The 24,339-nt window shown below is 71.7% G+C and carries 24 protein-coding genes; 12 read left to right on the forward strand and 12 right to left on the reverse strand.

The genetic code is table 11. The features are described from left to right. The first annotated feature begins 266 nt into the window (after nucleotides 1–266). Nucleotides 267–1,901 carry a cell division protein PerM gene (locus IEZ27_RS34030; protein ID WP_189651011.1) on the forward strand — a complete coding sequence of 545 codons (1,635 nt, stop codon included), beginning with the start codon at nucleotides 267–269 and terminating at the stop codon, nucleotides 1,899–1,901. On the opposite strand, the gene IEZ27_RS34035 is transcribed toward IEZ27_RS34030, so the two are convergent. Continuing rightward, nucleotides 1,902–2,321, reverse strand: a complete 420-nt coding sequence (locus IEZ27_RS34035) for a hypothetical protein (RefSeq protein WP_229824597.1) — start codon at nucleotides 2,319–2,321, stop codon at nucleotides 1,902–1,904. It abuts the gene before it with no gap. A 76-nt stretch (nucleotides 2,322–2,397) separates the two neighbouring features. Here IEZ27_RS34035 and purN point away from each other — a divergent pair, with 76 nt between their 5' ends. From purN to IEZ27_RS34050, 3 genes are all read left to right on the forward strand, one after another. Beyond that, the gene (purN, locus tag IEZ27_RS34040) at nucleotides 2,398–3,027 is read left to right on the forward strand and encodes a phosphoribosylglycinamide formyltransferase (protein ID WP_221762574.1); all 630 of its coding nucleotides are present in this window, start codon (nucleotides 2,398–2,400) and stop codon (nucleotides 3,025–3,027) included. Continuing rightward, entirely contained in the window at nucleotides 3,024–4,565 is a 1,542-nt protein-coding gene (purH, locus tag IEZ27_RS34045) for a bifunctional phosphoribosylaminoimidazolecarboxamide formyltransferase/IMP cyclohydrolase (RefSeq protein ID WP_125644463.1), read from the forward strand. The genes purN and purH overlap by 4 nt, the downstream gene beginning before the upstream one ends. 129 nt (nucleotides 4,566–4,694) lie before the next feature. Beyond that, complete coding sequence (locus IEZ27_RS34050; protein WP_185845127.1) at nucleotides 4,695–4,871, forward strand: hypothetical protein; 177 nt, start codon at nucleotides 4,695–4,697, stop codon at nucleotides 4,869–4,871. Here the strand turns inward: IEZ27_RS34050 and IEZ27_RS34055 are convergent. Further along, the gene (locus tag IEZ27_RS34055) at nucleotides 4,868–5,944 is read right to left on the reverse strand and encodes an ROK family protein (protein WP_308427322.1); all 1,077 of its coding nucleotides are present in this window, start codon (nucleotides 5,942–5,944) and stop codon (nucleotides 4,868–4,870) included. The genes IEZ27_RS34050 and IEZ27_RS34055 overlap by 4 nt on opposite strands. Nucleotides 5,945–6,111: 167 nt before the next feature. Here IEZ27_RS34055 and IEZ27_RS34060 point away from each other — a divergent pair, with 167 nt between their 5' ends. Then, nucleotides 6,112–6,957, forward strand: coding sequence for a bifunctional methylenetetrahydrofolate dehydrogenase/methenyltetrahydrofolate cyclohydrolase (locus tag IEZ27_RS34060; RefSeq protein WP_189651012.1), 846 nt, complete (start codon nucleotides 6,112–6,114; stop codon nucleotides 6,955–6,957). 74 nt (nucleotides 6,958–7,031) lie between these two features. Beyond that, entirely contained in the window at nucleotides 7,032–8,180 is a 1,149-nt protein-coding gene (locus tag IEZ27_RS34065) for a C45 family autoproteolytic acyltransferase/hydolase (RefSeq protein ID WP_189651013.1), read from the forward strand. Nucleotides 8,181–8,195: 15 nt separating this feature from the next. Here IEZ27_RS34065 and IEZ27_RS34070 read toward each other — a convergent pair whose 3' ends face one another. Genes IEZ27_RS34070 through IEZ27_RS34090 form a run of 5 tightly spaced genes read right to left on the reverse strand, consistent with a single transcriptional unit; the run spans nucleotide 8,196 to nucleotide 12,987 of the window. Beyond that, nucleotides 8,196–9,782 (reverse strand): thiamine pyrophosphate-dependent enzyme, encoded by a 1,587-nt coding sequence (locus tag IEZ27_RS34070; RefSeq protein WP_189651014.1) that lies wholly within the window; start codon nucleotides 9,780–9,782, stop codon nucleotides 8,196–8,198. Continuing rightward, nucleotides 9,779–10,549: an ABC transporter ATP-binding protein gene (locus IEZ27_RS34075; RefSeq protein ID WP_189651015.1), complete on the reverse strand. Its 771-nt coding sequence runs from the start codon at nucleotides 10,547–10,549 to the stop codon at nucleotides 9,779–9,781. The genes IEZ27_RS34070 and IEZ27_RS34075 overlap by 4 nt, the downstream gene beginning before the upstream one ends. Further along, a complete protein-coding gene (locus IEZ27_RS34080; protein WP_308427323.1) occupies nucleotides 10,542–11,291 on the reverse strand; it encodes an ABC transporter permease in 750 nt (249 codons plus the stop codon). The genes IEZ27_RS34075 and IEZ27_RS34080 overlap by 8 nt, the downstream gene beginning before the upstream one ends. Beyond that, on the reverse strand, nucleotides 11,288–12,058 hold the full coding sequence (locus tag IEZ27_RS34085; protein ID WP_189651016.1) for an ABC transporter permease: 771 nt from the start codon (nucleotides 12,056–12,058) through the stop codon (nucleotides 11,288–11,290). The genes IEZ27_RS34080 and IEZ27_RS34085 overlap by 4 nt, the downstream gene beginning before the upstream one ends. Further along, a complete protein-coding gene (locus IEZ27_RS34090; RefSeq protein WP_189651017.1) occupies nucleotides 12,055–12,987 on the reverse strand; it encodes an ABC transporter substrate-binding protein in 933 nt (310 codons plus the stop codon). Before IEZ27_RS34090 ends, IEZ27_RS34085 begins: the two co-directional genes overlap by 4 nt. Nucleotides 12,988–13,087: 100 nt before the next feature. Between IEZ27_RS34090 and IEZ27_RS34095 the strand changes: the two genes are divergently transcribed. After that, entirely contained in the window at nucleotides 13,088–13,852 is a 765-nt protein-coding gene (locus IEZ27_RS34095) for an IclR family transcriptional regulator domain-containing protein (RefSeq protein ID WP_189651018.1), read from the forward strand. Nucleotides 13,853–13,857: 5 nt separating this feature from the next. Here IEZ27_RS34095 and IEZ27_RS34100 read toward each other — a convergent pair whose 3' ends face one another. Continuing rightward, nucleotides 13,858–14,730, reverse strand: coding sequence for a MurR/RpiR family transcriptional regulator (locus tag IEZ27_RS34100; RefSeq protein WP_189651019.1), 873 nt, complete (start codon nucleotides 14,728–14,730; stop codon nucleotides 13,858–13,860). Continuing rightward, on the reverse strand, nucleotides 14,715–16,145 hold the full coding sequence (locus IEZ27_RS34105) for a glycoside hydrolase family 3 protein (protein ID WP_189651020.1): 1,431 nt from the start codon (nucleotides 16,143–16,145) through the stop codon (nucleotides 14,715–14,717). Before IEZ27_RS34105 ends, IEZ27_RS34100 begins: the two co-directional genes overlap by 16 nt. Before the next feature lie 88 nt (nucleotides 16,146–16,233). On the opposite strand from IEZ27_RS34105, the gene IEZ27_RS34110 reads away from it, so the two are divergent. Beyond that, nucleotides 16,234–17,763 (forward strand): glycoside hydrolase family 10 protein, encoded by a 1,530-nt coding sequence (locus tag IEZ27_RS34110; RefSeq protein WP_189651021.1) that lies wholly within the window; start codon nucleotides 16,234–16,236, stop codon nucleotides 17,761–17,763. Between the two features lie 235 nt (nucleotides 17,764–17,998). On the opposite strand, the gene IEZ27_RS34115 is transcribed toward IEZ27_RS34110, so the two are convergent. Further along, on the reverse strand, nucleotides 17,999–18,646 hold the full coding sequence (locus tag IEZ27_RS34115) for an FHA domain-containing protein (RefSeq protein ID WP_125644444.1): 648 nt from the start codon (nucleotides 18,644–18,646) through the stop codon (nucleotides 17,999–18,001). Nucleotides 18,647–18,827: 181 nt separating this feature from the next. Here IEZ27_RS34115 and IEZ27_RS34120 point away from each other — a divergent pair, with 181 nt between their 5' ends. The 4 genes from IEZ27_RS34120 to IEZ27_RS34135 all read left to right on the forward strand — a co-directional run bounded on the left by IEZ27_RS34120 (nucleotide 18,828) and on the right by IEZ27_RS34135 (nucleotide 22,028). Next, on the forward strand, nucleotides 18,828–19,949 hold the full coding sequence (locus tag IEZ27_RS34120) for a citrate/2-methylcitrate synthase (protein WP_125644442.1): 1,122 nt from the start codon (nucleotides 18,828–18,830) through the stop codon (nucleotides 19,947–19,949). Nucleotides 19,950–19,993: 44 nt separating this feature from the next. Beyond that, the gene (locus tag IEZ27_RS34125) at nucleotides 19,994–20,245 is read left to right on the forward strand and encodes a DUF3017 domain-containing protein (protein WP_260478246.1); all 252 of its coding nucleotides are present in this window, start codon (nucleotides 19,994–19,996) and stop codon (nucleotides 20,243–20,245) included. Between the two features lie 53 nt (nucleotides 20,246–20,298). After that, nucleotides 20,299–21,516, forward strand: coding sequence for an NADP-dependent isocitrate dehydrogenase (locus IEZ27_RS34130; protein ID WP_189651022.1), 1,218 nt, complete (start codon nucleotides 20,299–20,301; stop codon nucleotides 21,514–21,516). A gap of 212 nt (nucleotides 21,517–21,728) precedes the next feature. Further along, nucleotides 21,729–22,028, forward strand: coding sequence for a hypothetical protein (locus IEZ27_RS34135; protein ID WP_125644438.1), 300 nt, complete (start codon nucleotides 21,729–21,731; stop codon nucleotides 22,026–22,028). 25 nt (nucleotides 22,029–22,053) lie between these two features. Here IEZ27_RS34135 and IEZ27_RS34140 read toward each other — a convergent pair whose 3' ends face one another. Further along, the gene (locus IEZ27_RS34140; protein ID WP_189651023.1) at nucleotides 22,054–22,716 is read right to left on the reverse strand and encodes a GDSL-type esterase/lipase family protein; all 663 of its coding nucleotides are present in this window, start codon (nucleotides 22,714–22,716) and stop codon (nucleotides 22,054–22,056) included. Beyond that, nucleotides 22,713–24,266 (reverse strand): FAD-dependent oxidoreductase, encoded by a 1,554-nt coding sequence (locus IEZ27_RS34145; RefSeq protein ID WP_189651024.1) that lies wholly within the window; start codon nucleotides 24,264–24,266, stop codon nucleotides 22,713–22,715. Before IEZ27_RS34145 ends, IEZ27_RS34140 begins: the two co-directional genes overlap by 4 nt. Nucleotides 24,267–24,339: the final 73 nt, after the last annotated feature.

Consider the following 24,339-nt stretch of genomic DNA (forward strand, 5'->3'; position numbering starts at 1 on the left):
CCACGCAAAACGCTCGGCTGGGAAACCCCAGCCGAGCGTCTCACCAAGCTCCTGGCACTCGCCAGTTGATCAATCAGTGTTGCGACGACCCCTTGACTTCACCCCGCCATGCGGGGCTTTTCCATGTCCCAGACCCCGCCGGGCGGCGCGTAAAGGACGGGGAAAGCGGCCGAGGCACGCTCGCGAGGGTCATCACGGCGACAAAGTGGACCCACTGCGGCGCGTCAACCAAGCGATGGTTGGGAAAGATTGAGAAAATCGCATCTGTGACGGCCATTCTCGACCAGTTGCGCACCGCCCCCAAGTCGGTGCTCGGCAAGCTCCCCGGCGTCTCGACCGACGACGACGAGACGAGGCGGCCGCTACCCGTGTCGGGCATGCTGGCCGCCGCCTGCACGCTCGGCGTCGGTCTGGCCGTGCTCACCACCCTCACCCTCGTGGGCTGGATCGCCGCGCCGCGCGGCACGCTCGGCGCGGGCCTGCCGGGCGTGTTCCGCGCGGCGGCGCAGCTCTGGCTGGCCGCGCACCACGCGGGGTTCGCCATGCCCGGCGGCCGGGTCGGGCTGCTGCCGCTCGGGCTGATGATCCTGCCCGCGTTCCTGCTCTACCGCGCCGGCCGGTGGATGGCCCGCGACGCCGACCTGCGGCTGCGGCTGCCCGCCCGGCTGCCCAAGAACAGCCCGCGCGAGCAGGCCAACGCCCGCCGCCGCGCGCAGCTCGTCCTGGTCGGCCAGGCCGGTGTTTCACTGGCGGCCCCCTACGCGCTGCTGGCCGGGCTGATCGCGCTGGTGGCCGGCAACGACCTCACCCAGCCGTTCATCGGCGAGGCGCTGCTCAGCCACTTCACGCTGGCCTTCCTGGCCGGCTCGCTGGCCACCGCGCGCATGATCGGCCCGTGGCGGATCATGCTCAAGCTGCTGCCCGAACGCCTGCGGGCCGTCACGGTCGGCACGGCCGTCGCCACGACGGGGCTGCTGGCGGCCGGGCTGGTGCTGGTGCTGGTCGCGGTCGTACTGAACTTCGGGGAGGTCAGGGAGCTGTCGAACGTGCTCGCGCCGGGGTTCGTCGGCGGCGTGCTGCTGTTGCTGCTCCAGCTCCTCTACCTGCTGAACGCCGTGATCTGGGCCTCCTCCTACATCGCCGGTCCCGGCTTCGCCATCGGCACGGACACGCTGGTCGCCCCGACCGGCGTCGAGCTCGGCACGGTGCCGAGCCTGCCGATGCTGGGCGCGCTGCCCGACAGCGGTCCCGTGCCCGCGTGGATGATGGCCGTGATCGCGTTGCCGTTCGCGGCGGGCGCGGTGGCGGGCGTCTTCGTGGCCCGGATCTCACCCTCTCCGTCGTACGAGGCCGCGCCCCTGTGGGGTTTCCTGACCGGTGTCTCCACCGGCCTGGTCGCGGGCCTGCTGGCCGCGCTGTCCGGCGGCCCGATCGGCGGCGGCCGGCTGTCGGCGATCGGCCCGTCCCCGTGGGAGGTGGCCCTGTCGGTGGCCCTGGAGGTGGGCGTGGCCGCCGGCATCTCGGCGGGCGTGGCCAACCTGCTGCTGCTCAACAAGAAGGCCCGCGCGCCGCTCGACAAGGCCGCCGTACCGGTGCGCAAGGCGGGCGCGGCCATCGCCAAGGCGGCCAGCAAGGTGGGTCTGGCGGAGTCGGACCCGCGCCCGCTGCCCGGCCACTGGATGGACGCCACCGAGGCCGACACCCAGGAGATCCCGGTCATCAGGGACGACTGGCAGGACGAGCACGCGTCGGCCGAGGCCGAGACGCTGGCCCAGGCCCGCCCGCGCCCCGCCGAACCCCCCGCCCCGGTACGCCCGCCGCGCAAGGACATCGTGGACGAGTCCGACGACCGCGGCGGCCACGTCATCTACGTCGACCCGTACGCCTGGGACCGCGACTAGCTAGGGCTGCATCGTCCCGAGCAGCCGGAGCACGTCGGGCGGCAGTTTGCGCTGGGCGGCGTCCCTGAACTGGGTGAAGCACTCGCCCTGGGCCGAGACCGTGCCGGCGCCCTTCATGCACTCCTGGTAGGCGGAGTACTCGTCCATGAGGTAGAGCTGCATCCCCGTGGCCATCGCCGACAGGGCGAGCGCGATCGAGGAGATGGTGATGCCGCCGATCGCAGTGCCCGTGGGCCGGTGGGCGCTCTTGAGCCGCGGCAGCGCGCGGATGCCCGCCATGAGCGCGAACAGGGCCATGACCAGGCCGGCGAGCGGCAACATGAACGTCATGGCCAGCGCGGCGATGGACAACCAGATCGCACGGCGACCCGCTGAATCGGCGGGCTGCTGGCCCGCCGGTGCCTGCACCGGTGTCGACACCTGACCTCCTCTGCGTCGCCGGGCGAGGAACAGATACCCTGTCAGCCCCACCCTGTTTCCATTCTTTGGAGTGTGCGTGTCAAAGGCTGGGCGGCTCGTCGTCCTCGTCTCCGGCTCTGGGACCAACCTACAGGCCCTTCTGGACGCTTCCGCCGACCCGTCGTACGGTGCGCGCGTGGTGGCGGTGGGCGCGGACCGGGACGGCATAGAAGGTCTGGCCAGGGCCGCCAAGGTAGATGTCCCGACATTTGTCGAAAAAGTGGGTGATCATGCGACTCGGGCGGACTGGGATGCCGCCCTCGCCGCCAAGATCGCATCGTACGAGCCCGACCTGGTCGTGTCGGCGGGCTTCATGAAAATTTTGGGTGCGCCCACGCTCGACGCGTTCCCCGTGCTCAACACCCATCCGGCGCTGCTGCCGTCCTTCCCCGGCGCCCACGGCGTGCGCGACGCGCTGGCGCACGGGGTGAAGGTGACCGGCTGCACCGTGATGCTGGCCGACGCGGGGATCGACACGGGGCCGATCGTCGCCCAGGAGGCGGTGCCCGTGCTGCCCGAGGACGACGAGGCGGTCCTGCACGAGCGCATCAAGACCGTCGAGCGCCGCCTGCTCGTCGACATCGTCGGCCGGATGGCCCGCGAGGGCTGGACGGTCAGCGGACGTACCGTCCGCATCGGCAACCAATCAGGAGGGGAAAGCACGTGACTCGCATCGCCATCCGGCGCGCGCTGATCGCTGTCTACGACAAGTCCGGGCTCGAAGAGCTGGCCAGGGCTCTCGACGGCGCCGGCGTGGAGATCGTGTCGACAGGCGGCACGGCCGCCGCGATCGCGTCCCACGGGATCCCGGTGACCAAGGTGGAGCAGCTCACCGGGTTCCCCGAGTGCCTCGACGGCCGGGTCAAGACGCTGCACCCGCGCGTGCACGCCGGGCTGCTGGCCGACCTCACCAAGCCCCACCACGTGGCGCAGCTCGACGAGCTGGAGATCGACCCGTTCCAGCTCGTGGTGGTCAACCTCTACCCGTTCCAGCAGACGGTGGCCTCCGGGGCCTCCGACGAGGAGTGCGTCGAGCAGATCGACATCGGCGGGCCCGCGATGATCAGGGGCGCGGCCAAGAACCACGCCACCTGCGCGGTCGTGGTCGACCCCGCCGCCTACGGCGACGTGCTCACCGCGCTGGACGAGGGCGGTTTCACGCTGCACGAGCGCCGCCGCCTGGCCGGCACCGCGTACGCGCACACCGCCGCGTACGACGTGGCCGTGGCGAGCTGGTTCGCCGGCCCGTACGCGGGCGGGGAGGAGTTCCCCGAGTTCACCGGCGCCACGTACGAGCGCAAGGCGACCCTGCGCTACGGCGAGAACCCGCACCAGCGCGCCGCCCTCTACACCGGTGGCTCGGGCGGCCTGGCCAACGCCGAGCAGCTCCACGGCAAGGAGATGTCCTACAACAACTACCTCGACTCCGACGCCGCCTGGCGGGCGGCCTGGGACTTCGCCGAGCCCTGCGTGGCCGTCATCAAGCACCAGAACCCGTGCGGCATCGCCGTCGGCGCCGACGTGGCCGAGGCCCACCGCAAGGCGCACGCCTGCGACCCCGTCTCGGCGTACGGCGGCGTGATCGCGGTCAACGGTGAGGTCACGGTGGAGCTGGCCCGGCAGATCGCCGAGGTGTTCACCGAGGTCGTCGTCGCCCCCGACTTCAGTGCCGAGGCGCTTGAGGTGCTGCGGGCCAAGAAGAGCCTGCGCCTGCTGCGCTGCCCGGAGCGGCCGTCCCAGCCGCTGGAGTTCCGCAGGATCGACGGCGGCCTGCTGCTGCAGTCGGTCGACAGGATCGACGCCGCCGGGGACGACCCGGCGACGTGGGAGCTCAAGACCGGCCCGGCCGCCTCGCCCGAGCTGCTGGCCGACCTGGCCTTCGCCTGGCGCGCCTCCCGTTCGGTGAAGTCGAACGCCATCCTGCTGGCCGCCGACGGCGCCACGGTGGGCGTGGGCATGGGCCAGGTCAACCGGGTCGACTCCTGCCGTCTCGCGGTCAGCAGGGCGGGGGAGCGGGCCGCCGGCTCGGTCGCCGCCTCCGATGCGTTCTTCCCGTTCCCCGACGGGCCGCAGGTGCTGATCGAGGCCGGGGTCAGGGCGATCGTCGAGCCGGGCGGCTCGATCAGGGACCAGGAAGTGATCGACGCCTGCGAGAAGGCCGGCGTCACCCTCTACTTCACCGGCACCCGCCACTTCTTCCACTGATCAACGATTGATCACCATAAAGGGCGACAAGAGATCACTTGTCGCCCTTTATCCGTTTTGGCGGCGAGCAGTGGCCGGGTCCGGTTACCCTGATTGCCGCCCTGCTGTGCTCATACCCCCGGAGTCCCCATGCTCGACACGACCCTGCACGCCTTCGTGACCATGAACGGCCTCGCGACCAGCCCCTTCGTCCTCCTGGTCCTCGCCTTCATCGGTGCGTACCTGGGCGGCCGCGTCGTGGAGGTCATCCCGTTCACACGCAGGATCATCGAGCGCCGCGAGGCCCGCTTCGCCGAGCGCGACTAGCCGATCGGGCCCGCCCCCACGACGGGAGGCGGGCCTTCGCCGGCCATGGCCGGGTCGGGCGGCGGCGGCGCTCCCGGGCCGGACAGGCGCCAGGCGAGCCGGGCGGCCCCGGCCAGCCCGGCGCGTACGCCCAGCGTGGTCGGCCGCACCCGGACCGCCCTGACGAACGCCAGCCCCGCCACGTCGTCGAGCGCGCGCTCCAGAGGGCCGAACAGCACCTCGCCGGCCGCCGACACACCGCCGCCGATGACCACGGTGTCGAGCTCGACCGCGGCCGCCGCGGAGGCGATCATGCCGGCCAACGCCCGCGCGCCCCGCTCGAAGGCCGCCACCGCCACCGGATGCCCGGCCGCCGCGTCGGCCGCCAGCGCCCTGGCGTCGCGCTCGCCGGCGGGGGCCCAGCCGTTCTCCAGCGCCCAGCGGGCCAGGTTGGGGCCACTGGAGTAACGCTCGACGCAGCCCCGGCCGCCGCACTCGCAGCGCTCGCCGCCGGGATCGACGCTCATGTGGCCCACGTGCCCGGCGTTGCCCGCCGGGCCCAGGACCGGCGCGCCGCCGATCACCAGGCCGCCGCCGATGCCGGTGGACACGACGACGCCGAGCAGCGAGGTGCTGCCCTGGCCGGCACCCAGCCAGTGTTCGCCGAGTGCCATGCACTGGGCGTCGCCGGCCAGCACCACGGGCAGGCCGGTCAGCCGTCGCAGCTCCTCCCGCAGGGGGAAACCGCGCCAGCTCGGCATGTTGACCGGGCTCACGGCGCCGGTGGTGAGGTCGAGGGGGCCCGCGCAGCCGACGCCGACGGCGTGCGGAGGCGGGCCGTCGGCGGTCACCTCGGCGACGAGGGCCGCCAGGGCGGACATCACGTCGGCGCGCGGCGTGGGCCGGGTGGCGGAACGCAGGAGGGCGCCGCCCTCGTCGACCAGGGCGGCGGCGAGCTTGGTGCCCCCGATGTCGACGGCGAGTACGCAGGTCATCCGAGTGCGGGCCGGCAGGACGTGACGCGGGACGGGGACGTCGCGAGGGAACGGGCGGGCAAGGGGAACCTCCGTCGGCATGGTGTCGGCGACGGTCACGATATGCCTTTCCGGGATCGATGACAACGATGTCATCGATCTCCTGTGGACAACCGGAGCCGCCTGCCTCCCATCTGTGGAAAAACTGTGGACGACTTCACACCCAAGACTGCGGTCGACGGGTGGCCGGTGACCGGGAACGGGGGAGTCGTGGAAGGATTGGCGGCATGAGCGCAGTGAAACTCGACGGCAAGGCGACCGCCGCCAGGATCAAGGCAGACCTCGCGACCCGGGTGGCCGCGCTCAAGGACCGCGGCATCACGCCCGGCCTGGGCACCGTCCTGGTCGGCGACGACCCCGGCAGCCAGATCTACGTCGCGGGCAAACACCGCGACTGCGCCGAGGTCGGCATCGCCTCCATCCGCGTCGACCTCCCGGCCACCGCCACCCAGAAGGACGTCGAGGCGGCCATCGACGAGCTCAACTCCTCCCCGGCCTGCACCGGCTACATCGTCCAGCTCCCGCTGCCCAAGCACCTCGACACGATGGCGCTGCTGGAGCAGATGGACCCGGCCAAGGACGCCGACGGCCTCCACCCGGTCAACCTCGGCCGCCTCGTCCACATGGTCGACGCCCCCCTCCCGTGCACGCCCCACGGCATCGTGCTGCTGCTCCAGGAGTACGACGTGCCGATCAAGGGCGCCGACGTGGTCGTGGTCGGCCGCGGCATCACCGTCGGCCGCTCGCTCGGCCTCCTGCTGACCCGCCGCAGCGAGAACGCCACGGTGACCCTCTGCCACACCGGCACCCAAGACCTGGCCGCCCACGTACGCCGCGCCGACATCGTCGTGGCCGCGGCGGGCGTGCCCGAGCTGATCACGCGCGACATGGTCAAGCCCGGCGCGGCCGTCCTCGACGTGGGCGTCTCCAGGATCAACGGCAAGATCGCCGGTGACGTGGCGCCCGACGTGGAGGAGGTCGCCGGCTTCCTCACCCCCAACCCGGGCGGGGTGGGCCCGATGACCCGCGCGCTGCTGCTGTCCAACGTGGTGGAGGCCGCCGAGCGTGCCTGAGGGGTGGGGATGAACCCCTGATGGGGGGAATGGGAAGAAGACCGAGCCCAACCCCCCTCACGGAAGGCCGATTCATGGACACCCCGCTCATCGCTGTCGAGGGCACCTACGAGGAGATGGGGGCCGAGGTCGGTCACCGTACCGCCGACCTGGTCGCGCGCAGCGTCGAGACCTACCTGCGGCGCTTCCGCGACAAGTCCGGCCTCTCCCCGGCGGACGTGCGGCGCTGGGGCCTGACCTTCCTCGACGTGGCCAGGACCTACGACGCCGGCATCGCCGCCATGCTGGAGGGGCTCGCGGCGGGCGCGGGCCAGCCGGTCGAGCACATCGCCGCGCTCAACGCCCGTACCGAGCTGCTCGACGGCACCGGCTACGACGAGGGTTGCACCTCGGTCGCCGTGCTGCCGAAGTACACCCGCGACGGCCACACCCTGCTCGCCCAGAACTGGGACTGGCATCCCGAGCAGGGCGCGGTCACGTTCCTGCTGGCCACCCGCGACACCGAGGGGTTCGCGGTGCTCACGCTGGCCGAGGCGGGCATGCTGGCCAAGTCGGGGCTCAACTCGGCGGGGCTCGGCGTGTGCGCCAACCGCCTGCAGTCCGACCGCGACCGGGCCGGGGCGGGGGTGCCGTACCACTTCCTGCTGCGCGGGGTGCTTCAGTCCGAACGGATGAGCCGCGCCCACCGCAAGGTGCTCGACGTGCCGCGCGTCTCCTCGGGCAACCTGCTCATCGCCGACGCCGGAGGCGAGGCGATCGACCTGGAGGTGGCTCCCGACGTCTTCGGCGCGCTGCTGCCGCGCGACGGCCTGCTCACCCACTCCAACCACTTCCAGGCCGAGCTGCCGCTGGAGGACCGGAAGGCGGCCAGCTCCGGCCTGACCCTGCTGCGCCATGAACGGCTGCGCCACCTGCTGGAGGACACCGCCGCCGACCGCGCCATCGGGCTGGAACACGTCGTCGCCGCCCTGCGCGACCACTACTCCTTCCCCGACGGCGTCTGCCGCCACCTCGACCCCGACGCCACGCCGGCCGAGGAGTGCCACACGGTCTACTCCGTGGTGATGGACCTCGACGCCCGCGAGCTGGCCATCGCCGGCGCGCCGCCGTGCGCCCGACCGTTCGAGCGGTGGGCCCTGGACGAGGTGTTCAAGCCGGACGCCGCCCCCGAGTTGTGCTTCGACCCCGACACCGACGGGGGCCGCCGCCGCCCGGCCTGGTGAGCCGGGCCCCCGGTCTCAGGGCTGGAAGTCGGGGTCCACGGTCACGGCGACGTCGAGCAGCAGGGGCTCCTCCCGGGCGGCCAGCGACGGGATCACCTCGTCGAACGCGGCGGCCAGCTCGGCGGGGCCGTCCACCCGCCGGGCGGGGCAGCCGAGCGACCTGGCCAGCGTGGTCATGTCCACCTCGGTGAACGGCGGCCACGGCGCCTTGCCGCCCTGCCGGTCGGCGAGCCGGTCCATGACCGCGTACCGGCCGTTGGCGAGCACGACGAACAGCGCGCCCACCCGGTAGTGGGCGGCGCTCCACAGGGCGTGCACGCCGTAGAGCGCCGAGCCGTCGCCCACGACCGCGACCACCGGGCGGGTGGGCAGCGCCATGCGTACGCCGACGGCGGCGGGCACGGCGAACCCGAGCCCGCCCATGGCCGCCGAGACGAAACCCAGCGGGTTCCTGGCCGGGACCAGCCGGTGCAGATCGGGACGGGACGACGGCGTCTCCTCCAGCAGCACGACGTCGCGCGGAAGCCGCCGGGCCAGCTCGCGCAGCACGTACGCGGCCCGCAACGGCCCACCCGCGGGCACGCCGGCGTCCAGGAGCCCCGGCGGACTCGGGACGGGACCCGGGGGACGGGCGGGCACCAGGGCCGCCAGGCGCTCGCAGACGGCCCCGGGCGGCGCCAGGACGGCCAGGGCCGCCGGGCTCCGGTGTGCCTCGGCCGGGTCGTCGGTGACCACGGCGACCGTCGTCCCCGGCTCGACGAGCGGCCCCGGCGCGTACGGGGACTGCCGGAACACCGGCGCCCCCACGGCCAGCACGACGTCGTACGGCGCCAGCGTCGTCCGCAACCGCCCGCGATCAGCCGGCAACACCCCCGCGTACTGCGGATGGTCCTGCGGGAACCCCGCCAGCGCTCCGAACGACTCCTGGAACACCGGGCACGCCAGCCGTTCGGCCAGCGCCACCAGCGGCCCCCACGACGCCCCGGCCCCCGCCACGATCGCCAGCGAGCGCGCCCCGGCCAGCAGCTCGACCAGCGGCGCGAGGCTGTCGTCGGGCACGGCGGCGGGCCGCAGCACGCGCGCGGGTGCGGCCGGGGTCTCGTCCTCGTAGGGCGCGGCCCAGTCGTCCATCGGCACCACGACCAGCGCAGGGCCGCGGCGCGTGACGGCCTCGTGGCAGGCGCGGGCCAGCGCGCCCGGCACGTCCTGCGCCCGTACCGGCTGGTGCGTCCACACCGGGTATTCGCCGGCCAGCCCGTCCAGCCGCCCGGCGAGGAACGGCTCCAGCGCCAGGTGCCGCCGGTCCTGCTGCCCCACCAGGACGACCAGGGGCACCCGGTTCACCCGGGCCGTGGCGATCGCGCCCACCGCGTTGCCCAGCCCGGCCGTGGTGTGCAGCACGGCCAGCGCGGGCGCCGCGTGCCCGATCGCCCAGCCGGTGGCCATGCCGACGACCGACCCCTCGTGCAGCGCGAGCACGAACCGCAGGTCGTCCGGCAGGTCGGTGAGCAGCGACACCTCGGTCGAGCCGGGATTGCAGAAGATCGTCGTCAGCCCGTGCCGCCGCAGCACCGCGAACGCCGCGTCCCTGACCGTGCTCATCGTGCCCCTCTCGCCTGCTGGATCCACCGGTAGACCTGCCCGCGCAGCTCGCCGAAGAGCGGCAGCGACCGGGTGGCGAGCTGGTCGCGGTCGCGCGGCAGGTCGATCTTGATGTCCGCCATCACGCCGGTCGGCGACGACGACAGGACGATCACCCGTTGTCCGAGGTAGACGGCCTCGTCGATGTCGTGGGTGACGAACAGCGCGGTCACCTCCAGGTCCCGCCAGAGCCGCAGGATCAGGTCTTCGAGGTCGGCCCTGGTCTGCGCGTCCACGGCGGCGAACGGCTCGTCCATGAGCAGGACCTCCGGTTCGTACGCCACGGCCCGCGCGATGGCGACACGCTGCTGCATGCCGCCGGAGAGCTGCCAGGGATGGGCGTCGGCCGCGTCGGACAGCCCGACCGCGGCCAGCGACCCGGCCACCAGCTCCGCCCGCCGCGCCCGCGGCAGCCGCTTCTCCTTCAGCGGCAGCTCGACGTTCTGCCGTACGGTCATCCACGGGAACAGGCTGCGGCCGTACTCCTGGAAGACCACGGCCATGCGCGGCGGCGGCCCGGTCACCGGCTCGCCGGCCACCCGCACCTCGCCCCCGCCGGCCGGCAGCAGCCCGGCCACGCAGCGCAGCAGCGTGGTCTTGCCGCAGCCGGACGGCCCCACGACGCACACCAGCTCGCCGGCCGCGACGTCGAACGTGACCGAGCCGATGGCCTCGACCAGGCGGCCGGAGCCCCGGTAGACCTTGTTCAGCTCGCGGATCTCAAGCACGGGCGGCTCCGCTGCCGTGGTACCAGGCCAGGACCCACCGCTCAAGGCGGCGGAAGAGCAGCGACAACCCGAGGCCGAGCAGCCCGAGCAGCAGGATCCCGCTCCACATCTCGGCGATCTGGAACTGCCGCTGGAACAGCAGGATCGTGAACCCGAGCCCGCTGGAACTGGCGAACATCTCGCTGATGACCATGAGGATGATCCCGATGGACAACGCCTGCCGCAGGCCGGTCATGATCTGCGGGCTGGCGCCGCGCAGGACGAACCGGCGCAACCTGGAGACGCCGCGCACGCCGTACATGCGGCAGGTGTCGGACAGCACCTCGTCCAGCGCCCGTACGCCCTCCACGGTGTTCAGCAGGACGGGCCACACACAGCCCGACACGATGACCAGCACCTTCATGGGTGTGTCGATCCCGGCCAGCAACATGATCAGCGGGACCAGCACCGGCGGCGGGACGGCCCTGAAGAACTCCAGCACCGGTTCGAGCGTGGCCCGCAGCCGCCGCGACAGGCCGATCGGCACGCCGAGCCCGACCCCGAGCAGCCCGGCCACCGCGTAGCCCGCGAGCAGCCGCCCGAGGCTCGGCAGCACGTCGTCGAGCAGCCGTTCGGAGAACCACGTCGCGGCGAAGGCCCGGCCCACCTCGACCGGGCCCGGCAGGTAGAACGTGCTCCCGCCGACCGCCCACCACACCAGTACGAGCGCCGCGGGCAGCGCGACCAGCCGCAGTGCCCTCACGCCGCGACCTCCGAGCGCACGGCCGGATGCCAGGCCAGCACCCGGCGTTCGAGCAGCCGTACGGCCGCGTTGACCGCGATGCCGACGGCCCCGGCGACCACGATCAGCGCGTACACGGTGGGCACGGCCCCGCTGCTCTGCGCCACCTGGATCTCCGCGCCGAGCCCCGGGCTGCCGATCACCAGCTCGGCCGTCACCGCCAGGATGAACGCCACCGCCGCCGCCAGCCTGAGCCCGGTCATCACGTACGGCAATGCCGTCGGCCACACCAGGTGCCTGATCCGCGACCAGGCCGACAACCCGTACGCGCGGGCGGTCTCGTGGGCGACGGGATCGACGGCGGCGACGCCGTACAGGACCTGGATGAGCACCTGCCAGAAGGAGGCGTACACCACGAGCAGCAGCGTCGAGCCCAGCGAGGCGCCGAACAGCAGCGTGGCCAGCGGCACCAGCGCGACCGACGGGATCGGCCGCAGGAACTCGACCGTCGAGCCGGTCAGCGCCCGCAGCCCCGGCACGGTCCCGATCACCACGCCCGCCACGACCGCCGCGCAGAACGCCAGCGCCAGCCCCAGCGCCCAGCCGCGCAGGGTCTCGGCGAGCGCGATCCACAACCGGGCGGTGCCGAGCTCGGCGGCGAGCGTGCCGAGTATGCGCGTGGCGGGCGGCAGGAAACGCTCGTCCACCAGGCCGAGCCGGGGCACGGCCTCCACCAGCGCGAGCAGGCCGGCCAGCCCGGCGAGCCCGTAGAGCGGGTCGCGCCTCACGGGACCAGCGTGGAGACGTCGATCCTGTCCTTGAGCACGCCGTCGGCCCGCGCCAGGTCGGCGATGGTCTGCACCGACGCCTTGTTGACCTCGACCGGCCACTTCGGCAGGTAGATCTTCGCGATCACCTCGGGCGAGATCTTCGTGTACGTCTTGAGGATCTCCCGCACCTCGTCGGGATGGCCGTCGGCGTACTCCAGCGACCGGCGCATCGCCGCGGTGAACCGCCTGGTCAGGTCAGGGTCCGTCCGGCTGGTGGTGAAGTACATGGCGACGGTGAGGTCGGGGGCGGCGTCGGCGAAGTTCCAGGCCACCGGCCGCGCCCCCTGACTGATCGCCTGGCTGACGAACGGCTCGACCACCCAGATGGCGTCCACCTGGCCGCTCTTCAGGGCCGCGGGCGCGTCGGGGAAGGGCAGCTCGACGAACTCGATGCCGCCGGGATCGCCGCCCGCCTTGCGCACCGAGGCCCGTACGGTCGTGTCGCCGATGTTCTTGAGCTGGTTCACCGAGATCTTCCGGCCGGCCAGGTCCTTGGGCGACCTGATCGGGCTGCCCGGTTCGACCAGCACCGCGCTGAAGTCCTTGCCCTGCTGCCCGGTCGAGGAGACGCCGTTGGCGACCACCTTGACGTCCAGGCCCTGTTGTCTGGCGGTCAGCAGCGAGGTGGTGTTGGCGAAGGCGAACTGGAACTGCCCGCCGACCGCCCCGGAGATGCTGGCCGCGCCGCCCTGCACCGGCGTGATCGTGAGGTCGATGCCCTGCTCGGTGAAGAAGCCCTTGGCCTTGCCGAGGTGGATGGGCGCGGTGTCGACGATCGCGATCACCCCGGCGTTGACCTTGTCCGTGCCCGCCGCCCGCGTACCGGGTTCCGTGCCGCCGCAGGCGGTCACGAGCAGGGCGGCGAGGATGATGAGAGCGCGACGCACGTCTGCTCCTAGGTGTTCGCTATGCGCACAGGTATTCTCTGTCCGAACAGCCCCGTATGGCGGAAACTACGCCCTTGTCGGCTCTTGTCAAGGGATCACCATGGTCGATCATGTGCAGTCGCTGGCCAGAGGGCTCGCGGTGATCCGCGCGTTCAGCGCCGCGGCGCCCGAGTTGACGCTCAGTCAGGTCGCGCGGGCGACCGGCCTCAGCCGCGCCGCGGCCAGACGGTTCCTGATCACGCTCGCCGACCTCGGCTACGTGCGCAGCGACGGCCGGCTGTTCGCGCTGACCCCGCGCGTCCTGGAGCTGGGGTACGCCTACCTGTCCGGCCTCTCGCTGCCCGAGGTGGCCGGCCCCCACCTGGAACGCCTGGCCGCCGAGGTACGCGAGTCCGCCTCGGTCGCGGTCCTCGACGGCGAGGACATCGTCTACGTCGCCCGCGTCGCCACCGCCCGGATCATGAGTGTGTCGATCAGCATCGGCACCCGCTTCCCGGCCTACTGCACGTCGATGGGCCGGGTGCTGCTGTCCGCGCTGCCGCCCGGCCCGCTGGAGGACTACCTGGGACGGGCCGCGTTACGCAGGCTGACCTCCAGGACCGTCGTGCTGCCCGCCGCGCTGCTGGCCGAGCTGGAGCAGGTGCGCCTGCGCGGCTGGGCGATGGTGGACCAGGAGCTGGAGGAGGGCCTGCGCTCCGTCGCCGTGCCCGTACGCGACCACGCCGGCCGTACGGTCGCCGCCGTGAACGTCTCCACGCACGCCGGCCGTACCAGCCTCCACCAGGTCAGGCGGGAGCTGCTGCCGCAGCTCCTGGCCACGGCGGCGCGCATCGAGGCCGACCTGGCGAAGGTGACCCGCGCCTGACGCCGTCACCGGTTGCGGTAGCGGTCGGTCGCGTCGCGGGTGGCGCGGATCGCCGCGTCGGCCCGGTCGTAGGTGCGCTGGGCCAGGCCGACGAAGATGCAGTCCACGATGAGGAGCTGGCTGATCCGGCTGGCCAGCGCCCCGGGCCGGAAGGCCGTCTCCCGGCCGGCCGACACCAGTGTGTGCCGGGCCAGGTCGGCCAGCGACGAGCGCGGGTTGTTGGTGATCGCCACGATCAGCGCCCCCGCCTCGGCCGCCGTACGGGCCGGGACCAGCACGTCCGGCGTCTCGCCGCTGCAGCTGATCGCCACCGCGACGTCGCCCTCCCGCAGCAGCGCGGCGCTGGTCAGGGCCAGGTGCGCGTCGCTGAAGGGATGGCTGGACAGGCCGATGCGCAACAACTTCTGCGACATGTCGGCGGCCACCAGGCCGGAGGCCGCGACGCCGTAGACGTCCACCCGCCGCGCCATCGCGATGGCCTGGACGACCTCGCCGAGCTGGTCGGGGTCGAGCTGCGCGGCCGTGTCCGCCAGCGCGTCCGACTCCGCCCGCGCCACCTTGGCGATCACGTCCGTCAGCGGGTCGTCGGGGGCCAGGTCGCCGGGCACCAGGCGTTCCGGCTCCTTGGCCACGGCGGCGGCCAGCGCGAAGCGCATCTGCGAGTACCCGGCGAAGCCGAGTGCCCGCGCGGTCCGTACGATCGTGGCCTCGCTCGTGCCCGACACCACGCTGAACTCGGTGATCGTGCTCCGTACGACCAGGCCGGGGTCGTCCATGATGATGCGGCCGATGGCCTGGGCCGCCGGGGTCAGCGACGGCAACACCGCGCGTACGGTGGCGACCGGGTTCGCGGGTTCGGTGCTCAACGTGTCAGCCATTCGGCCGCCGCCTGCGCGGAGACGCGGGAGATGCCGTGCGTGGCGAGGTGCGCGGCGCCGACGGGGGCGTCGCTGATGCCGGTGTCCACCACGATCGCGTCCGGCCGGGCGGCGAGCACCCGGGCCACCGCCTCGCGCACCCACGGGTGCCGCGCCGCGTCGTGCACGACGAGCACCACGGGCCGGTCGTCGAGGGCGGGCAGCTCGCCGTCGGGGTCCAGGCGCACCCTGGCCGTGGTCGGCAGCCGCGCGGTGAGGGCCGCCGCGATGCCGGTCGGCGTGGCGGGATCGACGGCCTGGTTGAGCCGGGTGTTGACCTCCACGACCAGTGGGCCGCGGTCGAGCACGGCGGCGCCGGTCGTGGTCAGCGCGGCCCTGGCGACCTCCAGCCCGACGCTTTCGTCCACGTCGGCGACGGCCTTCTCGCGCAGCGCGGCCCGGTCGGCGTACCAGGCGGACAGTGCCAGCACCCGTTCGGCCGCCTCGGCCAGCCGTTCCTCCTTCAGCGTGCCCGAGCGTACGGCGGCGACGATCGCGTCGCGCATCTCGCGCAGGCTGTGCTCGTCGGCCCGGCCCGCGCAGATCGTGTCGGCGCCGGCGGCCAGCGCGCGCACCGCGATCTCCCCGGGGCCGAACATGTCGGCCACCGCCTGCATCTCGATCGCGTCGGTGACGACCACGCCGTCGAAGCCGAGCTCGCCCCTGAGCAGGTCGGTCAGGGCGCTGTGGCTGAGCGTCGCCGGCATCGACGGGTCCAGCGCGGGCACCAGCAGGTGACCGGACATGATCGAGCGCACCCCGTACGCGATCGCGGCCCGGAACGGCGGCAGGTCGCGCTCGTCGAGTACCGCCCGCGAGGCGTGCACGGTGGGCAGCGCCAGGTGGGAGTCGGTGATCGTGTCGCCGTGCCCGGGGAAGTGCTTGGCGCAGGCGGCCACGCCGGCTCCCTGCACCCCGGCCACGTACGCGACGGTGTGGCGGGCGACGAGATCCGGATCGGGCCCGAACGAACGTACGCCGATCACCGGGTTCTCCGGGTTGGCGTTCACGTCGGCGGAGGGGGCGTAGTTGAGTGAGATGTCCAGCTCGGCGAGCATCCTGCCGATCTGACGACCCACCCGCTCGGTGAGATCGACGTCGTCGGCCACGCCCAGTGCCCGGTTGCCGGGGAAGGAGCTGCCGGCGAGCACTTCGAGCCGGGTGACCGCGCCGCCCTCCTCGTCGATCGCGACGATCGCGCCGGGATTCTCGGCGCGCACCGAACGGACGACCTGCTCGTCGATGGAGTTGCGGGCGAACAGGATGACCCCGCCGAGGCCCTCACCCAGCGCGCGGCGCAGCCAGTCGGGGGGCGACGTCCCCTCGAACCCCGGCTGGAGCACCGTCATCGCAAGTCGGACCAGCTCTGCGCTCATGCGGCATTTTCCTTCACGGTTGTTGATCTGAAGGTAATTTTCTGTCATCGTCGCCCTCGACACAACCATTGTCGAGAGGCCACCCCCCATGCCCAGCAGAAGGACTCTCCTGAAGGGTCTCGCTCTCGCCGCCGCCGCGTCCGCCGTGCCGCTGCCGGCCTTCGCCCAGGCCGACTATGTCCCCCCGCTGCGTCAGATGCGCGGCATGTGGATCGCTTCCGTGGTCAACATCAACTGGCCCTCGAAGCCGGGGCTGAGCGCCGACGAGCAGAAGGCCGAATACCTCGCCTGGCTCGACGTGGCCGTTCAGCGCAAGCTCAACTCGGTGTTCGTGCAGATCAGGCCCACCGCCGACGCGTTCTGGCCGTCGTCGTACGAGCCGTGGTCGCAGTACCTGACCGGCACCCAGGGGCAGGACCCCGGCTACGACCCGCTCGGGTTCGCCGTGGAGGAGACCCACAAGCGCGGCCTGGCCTTCCACGCCTGGTTCAACCCCTACCGCGTGTCCATGCAGCCCGACCCGAGCAAGCTGCACCCCGAACACCCCGGTCGCAAGAACCCCGACTGGATCCTGCCGTTCGGCGGCAAGCTCTACTACAACCCGGGCATGCCCGAGGTCCGCAAGTTCTGCCAGGACGCGATGATGGACGCGATCACCCGCTACGACATCGACGGCCTGCACTTCGACGATTATTTCTACCCGACCAACACCACAGCTTTCGACGACAGCGCGGCGTTCGCCAAGTACGGCGCCGGCTTCCCCGACCTGGCCGCCTGGCGGCGCAACAACGTCGACCTCATGGTCAGCGAGATGCAGCAGCGCGTCCTCCAGGCCAAGCCGGAGATCGCCTGGGGCATCAGCCCGTCGGGCATCTGGCGCAACAAGGGCACCGACCCGCTCGGCTCCGAGACCAACGGCGGCCAGTCCTACGACAACCTGCACGCCGACACCAGGGGCTGGGTCAAGAAGGGCTGGCTGGACTACATCGCGCCGCAGCTCTACTGGTACATCGGCCAGCCGCCGGCCGACTACTCCAAGCTCGTCCCGTGGTGGTCGGACGTGGCCTCGGGCACGAACACGCTGCTGTGGATCGGGCAGGCCGCGTACAAGGCGGGTGACCCGGCCCAGGCCGCCGAATGGCAGAACCCGGCCGAGCTGTCCAGGCACCTGACGCTCAACCGCGCCCACCCCGAGGTCGGCGGCGACATCTGGTACAACGCCAACGACGTCAAGGTGGACCGGCTCGCCTCCATCACGACCACCGTGAACGACCACTACCAGCGGCCCGCCCTGGCGCCCGTGCTGCCCCGCCTGGCGAACGGCGAACCGCCGCGCCGCCCGGTCGTGGCCTACGCGCTGCGCCGTACGGGCGGCGTCGAGGTACGCCTGGTCGCCACCGGCCGGAACGAGCCGTTCCAGTTCGCGATCTTCCGCTTCCCGGGCGAAGCCGGCCAGAACGCCTTCGCCGACGCGCGCAACCTCGTCGCGGTCGTGCCCGGTGACCGGCAGATCCGCTGGACGGACCCCGACGGCAAGCGCGGCGACCACTACTACGCGGTCGCCGTGGACCGGGCCAACAGGACCAGCAAGCCCAGCAACGGTTTTCGGGTGATCTGAAATACGCCGGTAAGGAAACGTTCATCTCCGGCGCCGCGCGCATGGCTGACCAGCGCGCGTCGCCGGGACGTTTCCCGACCGGCGACAAGCCCGGCACGCGCGCCGCGGGCCTTTCGGTCCGCGGTCACCCGCCCTCGCCTGTTCCGCGCCCAGCAGGGATGGGCACGGTGATCTGTCGATGGTTCCGACGCTGCCGGAACCCCTCGCCGAAGCCCCGGTCGCGATCCGGCTTCCTCTAGGAAGCCCTCCTACCGGCCGCCGACGGCTGTTCAGCCGCGGCGCCCGCCGACCGCTGCGGTGGCACCACAGGGGTCGGGCGCACCAGCCCGAGCGCGACGACCTCGTTGGCGAGGCGCGTGCGGCGGTTGGTGCCCTCAGGAATCCTGAACTTCTGGTAGAGCCGCAGCAGATGCTGCTTGACCGCGGCTTCGGTCACGACCAGGTCGTCGGCGATCTCGCGTGCCGTCGCCGGAGCGACGAACGCCTCGTCGGACAGCGCCGGCCTGCAGAGCGAGGTCAGTACGTCGACCTCGCGCCTGGTCAGCTCGGGCGCCGCCGCCCTGCGCAGCTCGACCTCGGGGGTGAAGTCCTCACGGGGGACTCCACCGATGCGACCCCGCGCCGCGCCGAACGAGACGACGTCGCCGTCGTCGAGCACCCTCCGGGCGATCGGCCTGCCGTTCACCCGTGTGCCGTTGCGGGACAGGCCCAGGTCAACGACGTACAGGTAGGGTCCTCGTCTGACGAACTCGGCATGGAGTCGAGACACACTGGGGTCGGTGAGCCGGATGTCTACACCCCGGCCCCTCCCGACCGTCGTGATCTCGGGGCGCAACGGGACCACGTCGCCGGTGTCCTCGATGCGTATGAACGGCCCCTCCACGGCAGTTCCTCCCCAGGTAGCCCGCCGTAACTATTACTACAGCTCCGGCTTACCCAACCGAGGGGATGCGGAATCTCCTTTGCCGAAAGGAGAATCCGGCGTGAAATTGGTCTGGACCTCTGCGGACGGTTTTACCTGCTCACGGGTAGACTTCGGAGGAAGATAAGCGGAGGAATCACTCATGGCGGACAAGCCCACGAAAGGCCTGGCCGATGTCGTAGCGGCGTCCACAGCGCTGAGCGACATCGACGGAAAGGCCGGTCGCCTCTTCTACCGTGGATACGACATCCACGATCTGGCCGGCCGAGCGACGTTCGAGGAGACCGCGCACCTGCTGCAGCACGGCAAGCTGCCCACCCGCGCCGAGCTGGAGGCGTACGGCGCCGAGCTGGCGCAGGGCAGGGAGCTCGGCGGGCTGGTCGCGGCGAACGTCGCGGAGATCGCCGAGAAGCAGAAGCCCATGGAGGCGCTCCGCTCACTCGTCTCCCTCGCCGGCGCCGACGACCCCGACAAGGACTCCAGCGCACCCGAGGCCAACCTGCGCAAGGCGGCGCGCCTGACCGCGCAGCAGCCCGTGCTGGTCGCCCGCTACCACGCCGAGCGCACCGGCGGCACGGTCCCCGAGGCCGACCCCGCGCTCAGCATCGCCGGCAACTTCCTGCTCCAGGTCACCGGCCGCGCCCCCGAGGCGCGCGAGGTCGAGATCTTCGACGAGTGCCTGGTCCTGCACGCCGACCACACCATGAACGCCTCCACCTTCGCCGCCCGCGTGTGCGCGGCGACCCTGTCGGACATGCACTCTGCGATCGTCGCGGCCATCGGCACGCTCAAGGGCCCGCTGCACGGCGGCGCGAACGAGCAGGTCATGAAGACGCTGGAGTCGATCCCGCCGGGCGGGGTGGCCCAGGCCGTACGCGACAAGCTGGCCGCGGGCGAGAAGATCATGGGCTTCGGGCACCGCGTCTACAAGACCGAGGACCCGCGCGCCACCCACCTGCGCCGGATGTCGGCCGAGCTGGCCGAGTCCACCGGCGACGACACCTATTACCGGATGTCGAAGGAGATGGAGGAGGTCGTCTTCGAGACGAAGGGCCTCTATCCGAACGTCGATTTCTATGCGGCGTCGGTCTACCACTACCTTGGCATCCCGACGGACCTGTTCACCCCCGTCTTCTCGATCAGCCGCATGTCCGGCTGGACCGCGCACGTGATCGAGCAGCACGCCGACAACAGGCTGATCCGGCCCGACAGTGAATACATTGGCGAGCGCGATCAGAAGTGGAAGCCAATAGAAGAGCGTTGAGCCGAGAGAACGAACGCGAACGCTGGGGACCGTTCCCGCTGGTTGTGGCGGGAGCGGTAGCCACCGTGCTCGTGATCCTGTTGGTGGACCCGCGCTGGGGCGGGTTCGCGCTGGGCGGCGTGCTGATGATCGCCGCCGCGCTCCGGTTCGCCGGGTACGACGGGCAACTGGCCGTCCGCAGCAAGAAGATGGACGTCATCACGCTGACCGCGTTCGGATTCCTGCTGGCCCTGACCTCGCTCGCGCTGTACAACAACGCGTTCAAGGCTTGGCTTCTGTCCCTTTTGGCCGGTTGACGGGACGGTCCGATAGCCTCAACGCATCCATTCATTGAAGGGGAACCATTCGCATGCCCAAGATCAAGGTGGAGGGTCCCGTCGTCGAGCTCGACGGCGACGAGATGACCCGGATCATCTGGCAGTTCATCAAGGACCAGCTGATCCTTCCCTACCTCGACGTCGACCTGAAGTACTACGACCTGGGGATCGAGTACCGTGACTCGACGGACGACCAGGTCACCATCGACGCCGCCAACGCCATCAAGAAGTACGGCGTCGGTGTGAAGTGCGCCACCATCACCCCGGACGAGGCGCGGGTCGAGGAGTTCGGGCTCAAGAAGATGTGGAAGTCCCCCAACGGGACCATCCGCAACATCCTCGGCGGCGTGATCTTCCGTGAGCCGATCATCATGTCGAACGTGCCGCGGCTCGTACCCGGCTGGACCAAGCCGATCGTCGTCGGCCGTCACGCCTTCGGCGACCAGTACCGCGCCACCGACCTGGTCATCCCCGGCGAGGGCACCCTGACCCTCACGTACACGCCGAAGGACGGCTCCGAGCCGATCGAGCTCGACGTGTACGACTTCCCGGGCGGCGGCGTCGCCATGGCGATGTACAACCTCGACGAGTCGATCCGCGACTTCGCCCGCGCCTCCATGCGCTACGGCCTGGCCCGCAACTACCCGGTCTACCTCTCGACGAAGAACACCATCCTCAAGGCGTACGACGGCCGTTTCAAGGACATCTTCGCCGAGATCTTCGAGACCGAGTTCAAGGCCGACTTCGAGAAGGCCGGGCTCACCTACGAGCACCGCCTGATCGACGACATGGTCGCCGCGGCCCTCAAGTGGGAGGGCGGCTACGTCTGGGCCGCCAAGAACTACGACGGCGACGTGCAGTCCGACACCGTCGCGCAGGGCTTCGGCTCGCTCGGCCTGATGACCTCCGTCCTCATGACCCCCGACGGCCAGACCGTCGAGGCCGAGGCCGCCCACGGCACCGTGACGCGCCACTACCGTGAGCACCAGAAGGGCAACCCCACCTCCACGAACCCGATCGCCTCGATCTTCGCGTGGACCCGTGGCCTGGCCCACCGCGGCAAGCTCGACAACACCCCCGCCGTGACGGAGTTCGCTGCCAAGCTGGAGCAGGTCTGCATCGAGACGGTCGAGAGCGGCCAGATGACCAAGGACCTCGCGCTGCTGGTCGGCGGCGACGCCAAGTGGCTCACCACCCAGGACTTCCTGGCCGCCCTGGACGAGAACCTCAAGAAGAAGATGTCTGCTTGAGAGAAAACGGCCTCTACCTGCGGCGATGCCGCGAGGTAGGGGCCGTTTCGCATGTCCGGGCCGTCTCCGGGCCTTCTCCGGGCCGTCTCCGGGCCGTTGTTGTCGTGTCCGGTTCTGGGTGATCGGTACGCCGGGTGGCGGGAGGGGTTGACGGCGCGGTTCTTTTAGGAAAGTTTCCTAAGAGAATCCCTTCGGTCTCAGGAGGCGTACCCGTGCGAACCAGAAAGTGGGCCCTGCCCGCCGCGACCATGCTCACCACCGCGCTGCTCGCGGGCTTCGCCCCGGCCGCGTACGCCGTCCCCGACGGCTGCACCACCAGCGTGAACGGCTCGACGGCCGAGAGCCGCTGCACCGGTGGTACGGGCCAGCACCAGGTCGCGATCACCGTCCTGCACGTCAACCCCAGCGTCGGGTACGTCTACAACATCGGCCCATGGGTCTCTCCCGGGCAGGTCTCCTCCGCCTCCATCCCGCCCGGCACGATCATCTCCATCCGCGTCAACAAGCGCTGAGCCTCGGGGAGGCGCACCCGGGCGGTCAGGCGACCAGGCCGAGCCAGGCGGCGGCCAGGGCGGCGTGGCCGGCGAGGGTCGGGTGCACGCCGTCCTCGGCCCAGTACTCCGGCCCGGTCGTCGCGGAGAGCCCGGCGAACAGGCCGTCGGCGGCGAGCAGGTGGGCGCCGTACTTGTGGGCGAGTTCGCGTACGGCCTGGATCTTCGGGTCCAGGTCGGCACGCCACTTCCGGCGTTCCTCCACACCGAGGCGGCTGTGGACGACCTGGACGAGGCCGCTGACCGGCAGCAGGAACGGTTCGACGAGGATCAGGTCGGCGCCGGCCTCGGCGAGGGGCGCGAGCAGGCGGTCGTAGCCCGCCGCGTAGTCCTCGGCGGGGATCACATGGCCGTCGGGGTCGTAGGAGTGCCAGCCGACGTCGTTGATGCCGACGAGGATCGACACCACGTCCGGGCGCGCGTCGAGGACGTCCGTCTGCCAGCGGGGTTCGAGGTCCATCACCTTGTGGCCGGCGACCGCGGAGTTCAGCCAGGTCACGGGCCGGTCCGGGTGCCGCAGTCCCCACTCGCCCGCCACGAGCAGCGGGTAGCCGAACCCGAGGCCGTGCTCGCTGTCCAGCCTCTGGCTGTCGGTGATCGAGTCGCCGGTGAACATCACGGTGCTGCCCGGCCGGAGGTTGATCGTCATACGAGCTCCTGTGACTTCGAGGATGAGGGGAGGCCGAACCAGCGGCCGGCGGCGCGTTCGAACGCCTCGCGATCAGGGACGCCATCGGCGGCCCAGGCGACGACGCCGTCGGGCCGGACGAGCACGGCGCCCAGCCCGAGGTCGTCGCGGGCCGGGCCGGACGCGTACCGGATCCGGCTCGCCCAGCCCGTCGCCGTGCGGCGCAGGGGCCGGTCGGCGCTCAGGTCGAGGGCGACGCCGCGTCCGTCCCGCAGCAGGTCGCCGAGGCGGGTGCCGTCCTCAAGGCGGAGGCCGGGGGCGTTGCGGCCGATCAGCGGGTGCTCGCCGCCGAGGTCGTGGCGGGCCGAGGCTCCTGAGAGCCTGCCGAAGACGTACGTCGTCCCGTCGCGGGTCGCGAGCAGGTCGCGGACCACCGCCTGGATCGCCTGGGCGTGCGGGTCGGGTTTCATGACGGCCGTCTGGGCGCGCGTCCAGTCGAGCACGGACGCGCCGATCGGTCGGCGTTCGCGGGTGTAGGTGTCGAGCAGGCCGTCCGGCGCGTGTCCGTGGACGGTCGCCGCGAGTTTCCAGCCCAGGTTCAGCGCGTCGCCGAGGCCGAGGTTGAGCCCCTGCGCGCCGAGGGGGGAGTGGACGTGGGCGGCGTCCCCCGCGAGCAGGACGCGCCCCCGCCGGTACGTCGTCGCCTGCCTCGCCCGGTCGGTGAAGCTGGCGGCGAAACGTACCTCGTCCAAGGTCACGTCGGTGCCGGACACCCGGCGCAGAACCGCCTGGAGGTGTTCGCGGTCCGGCCGCCGCGAGCGGTCGAACGCGCCCTCGTCGAACTCCATCACGCCGAGGTGCCCCGCCGCGGGCATCCGGAGGTACATGCCGGTCGGCGTCAGGTTGAACCCGGGACGCAGCTTCCCGGGATCGGCGACGTCGGCGAGCATGACGTACCCGGTGAACTGCGGCTCGGTGCCGGCGAACTCGAAGCCCGCCAGGCCGCGTACCGTGCTGCGGCCGCCGTCGCAGCCGACGACCCAGCGCGCGGCGTACTCGTGCTCGCCGTCGCCCAGGAGGGCGCGGTCGTCGTCCTGGGTGAGGGTTGTGACCGCGACGCCGCGCCTGATCTCCACGCCCAGCTCGTACGCGCGCTCCGACAACACCGTCTCGACCGCTTCGAGGGTCGTCAGCACGCCCTCCGCCGCCGGGCCGGGCAGCCGGAAGGGCAGGGCGGCGACGTCGACCATGGCCGGATCGAGCGTCATACCGGCGAAGTGGCCCGCGCTGCGAGGACGCGACGGCTTGTCGCCCGGAGGGGGTGAGGTGGCGTCGTCGCCGGAGCGGGCGGGCACGCCCGATGCCGTCAGCAGCGGCGGCAACATCCCGCGGCGGTCGAACGCCTCGACGGACGCGGCGGACAGGCCGCGCATCCCGAGCGGGTGCGCCTTCCAGGGGGAGCGGGGCTCCGGCTCGCGTTCGAGCACCAGGACGGAGCAGCCCGCGAGGGCGAGCTCGCAGGCGAGGAACAGACCGACCGGGCCGGCGCCCACGATCACCACGTCATGCATGAGCTTCCCTCCTGCCACCATTCACCGGGACGCCGCCTGCCGGGGTGCCGTCCAGGGGTGTTCGCGTGGGGTT

It is taken from the genome of Nonomuraea spiralis (assembly GCF_014648435.1).
Classification (GTDB): domain Bacteria; phylum Actinomycetota; class Actinomycetes; order Streptosporangiales; family Streptosporangiaceae; genus Nonomuraea; species Nonomuraea spiralis.

What these genes read in the sequence shown, in the direction of transcription:
- IEZ27_RS34065 (WP_189651013.1), top strand. Translation starts at nt 7,032, where the DNA reads ATGGACACCCCGCTCATCGCTGTCGAGGGCACCTACGAGGAGATGGGG.
- IEZ27_RS34050 (WP_185845127.1), top strand. Translation starts at nt 4,695, where the DNA reads ATGCTCGACACGACCCTGCACGCCTTCGTGACCATGAACGGCCTCGCG.
- IEZ27_RS34070 (WP_189651014.1), bottom strand. Translation starts at nt 9,782, where the DNA reads ATGAGCACGGTCAGGGACGCGGCGTTCGCGGTGCTGCGGCGGCACGGG.
- IEZ27_RS34110 (WP_189651021.1), top strand. Translation starts at nt 16,234, where the DNA reads ATGCCCAGCAGAAGGACTCTCCTGAAGGGTCTCGCTCTCGCCGCCGCC.
- IEZ27_RS34100 (WP_189651019.1), bottom strand. Translation starts at nt 14,730, where the DNA reads ATGGCTGACACGTTGAGCACCGAACCCGCGAACCCGGTCGCCACCGTA.
- IEZ27_RS34060 (WP_189651012.1), top strand. Translation starts at nt 6,112, where the DNA reads ATGAGCGCAGTGAAACTCGACGGCAAGGCGACCGCCGCCAGGATCAAG.
- IEZ27_RS34145 (WP_189651024.1), bottom strand. Translation starts at nt 24,266, where the DNA reads ATGCATGACGTGGTGATCGTGGGCGCCGGCCCGGTCGGTCTGTTCCTC.
- IEZ27_RS34120 (WP_125644442.1), top strand. Translation starts at nt 18,828, where the DNA reads ATGGCGGACAAGCCCACGAAAGGCCTGGCCGATGTCGTAGCGGCGTCC.
- IEZ27_RS34095 (WP_189651018.1), top strand. Translation starts at nt 13,088, where the DNA reads ATGGTCGATCATGTGCAGTCGCTGGCCAGAGGGCTCGCGGTGATCCGC.
- IEZ27_RS34105 (WP_189651020.1), bottom strand. Translation starts at nt 16,145, where the DNA reads ATGAGCGCAGAGCTGGTCCGACTTGCGATGACGGTGCTCCAGCCGGGG.
- IEZ27_RS34130 (WP_189651022.1), top strand. Translation starts at nt 20,299, where the DNA reads ATGCCCAAGATCAAGGTGGAGGGTCCCGTCGTCGAGCTCGACGGCGAC.
- IEZ27_RS34140 (WP_189651023.1), bottom strand. Translation starts at nt 22,716, where the DNA reads ATGACGATCAACCTCCGGCCGGGCAGCACCGTGATGTTCACCGGCGAC.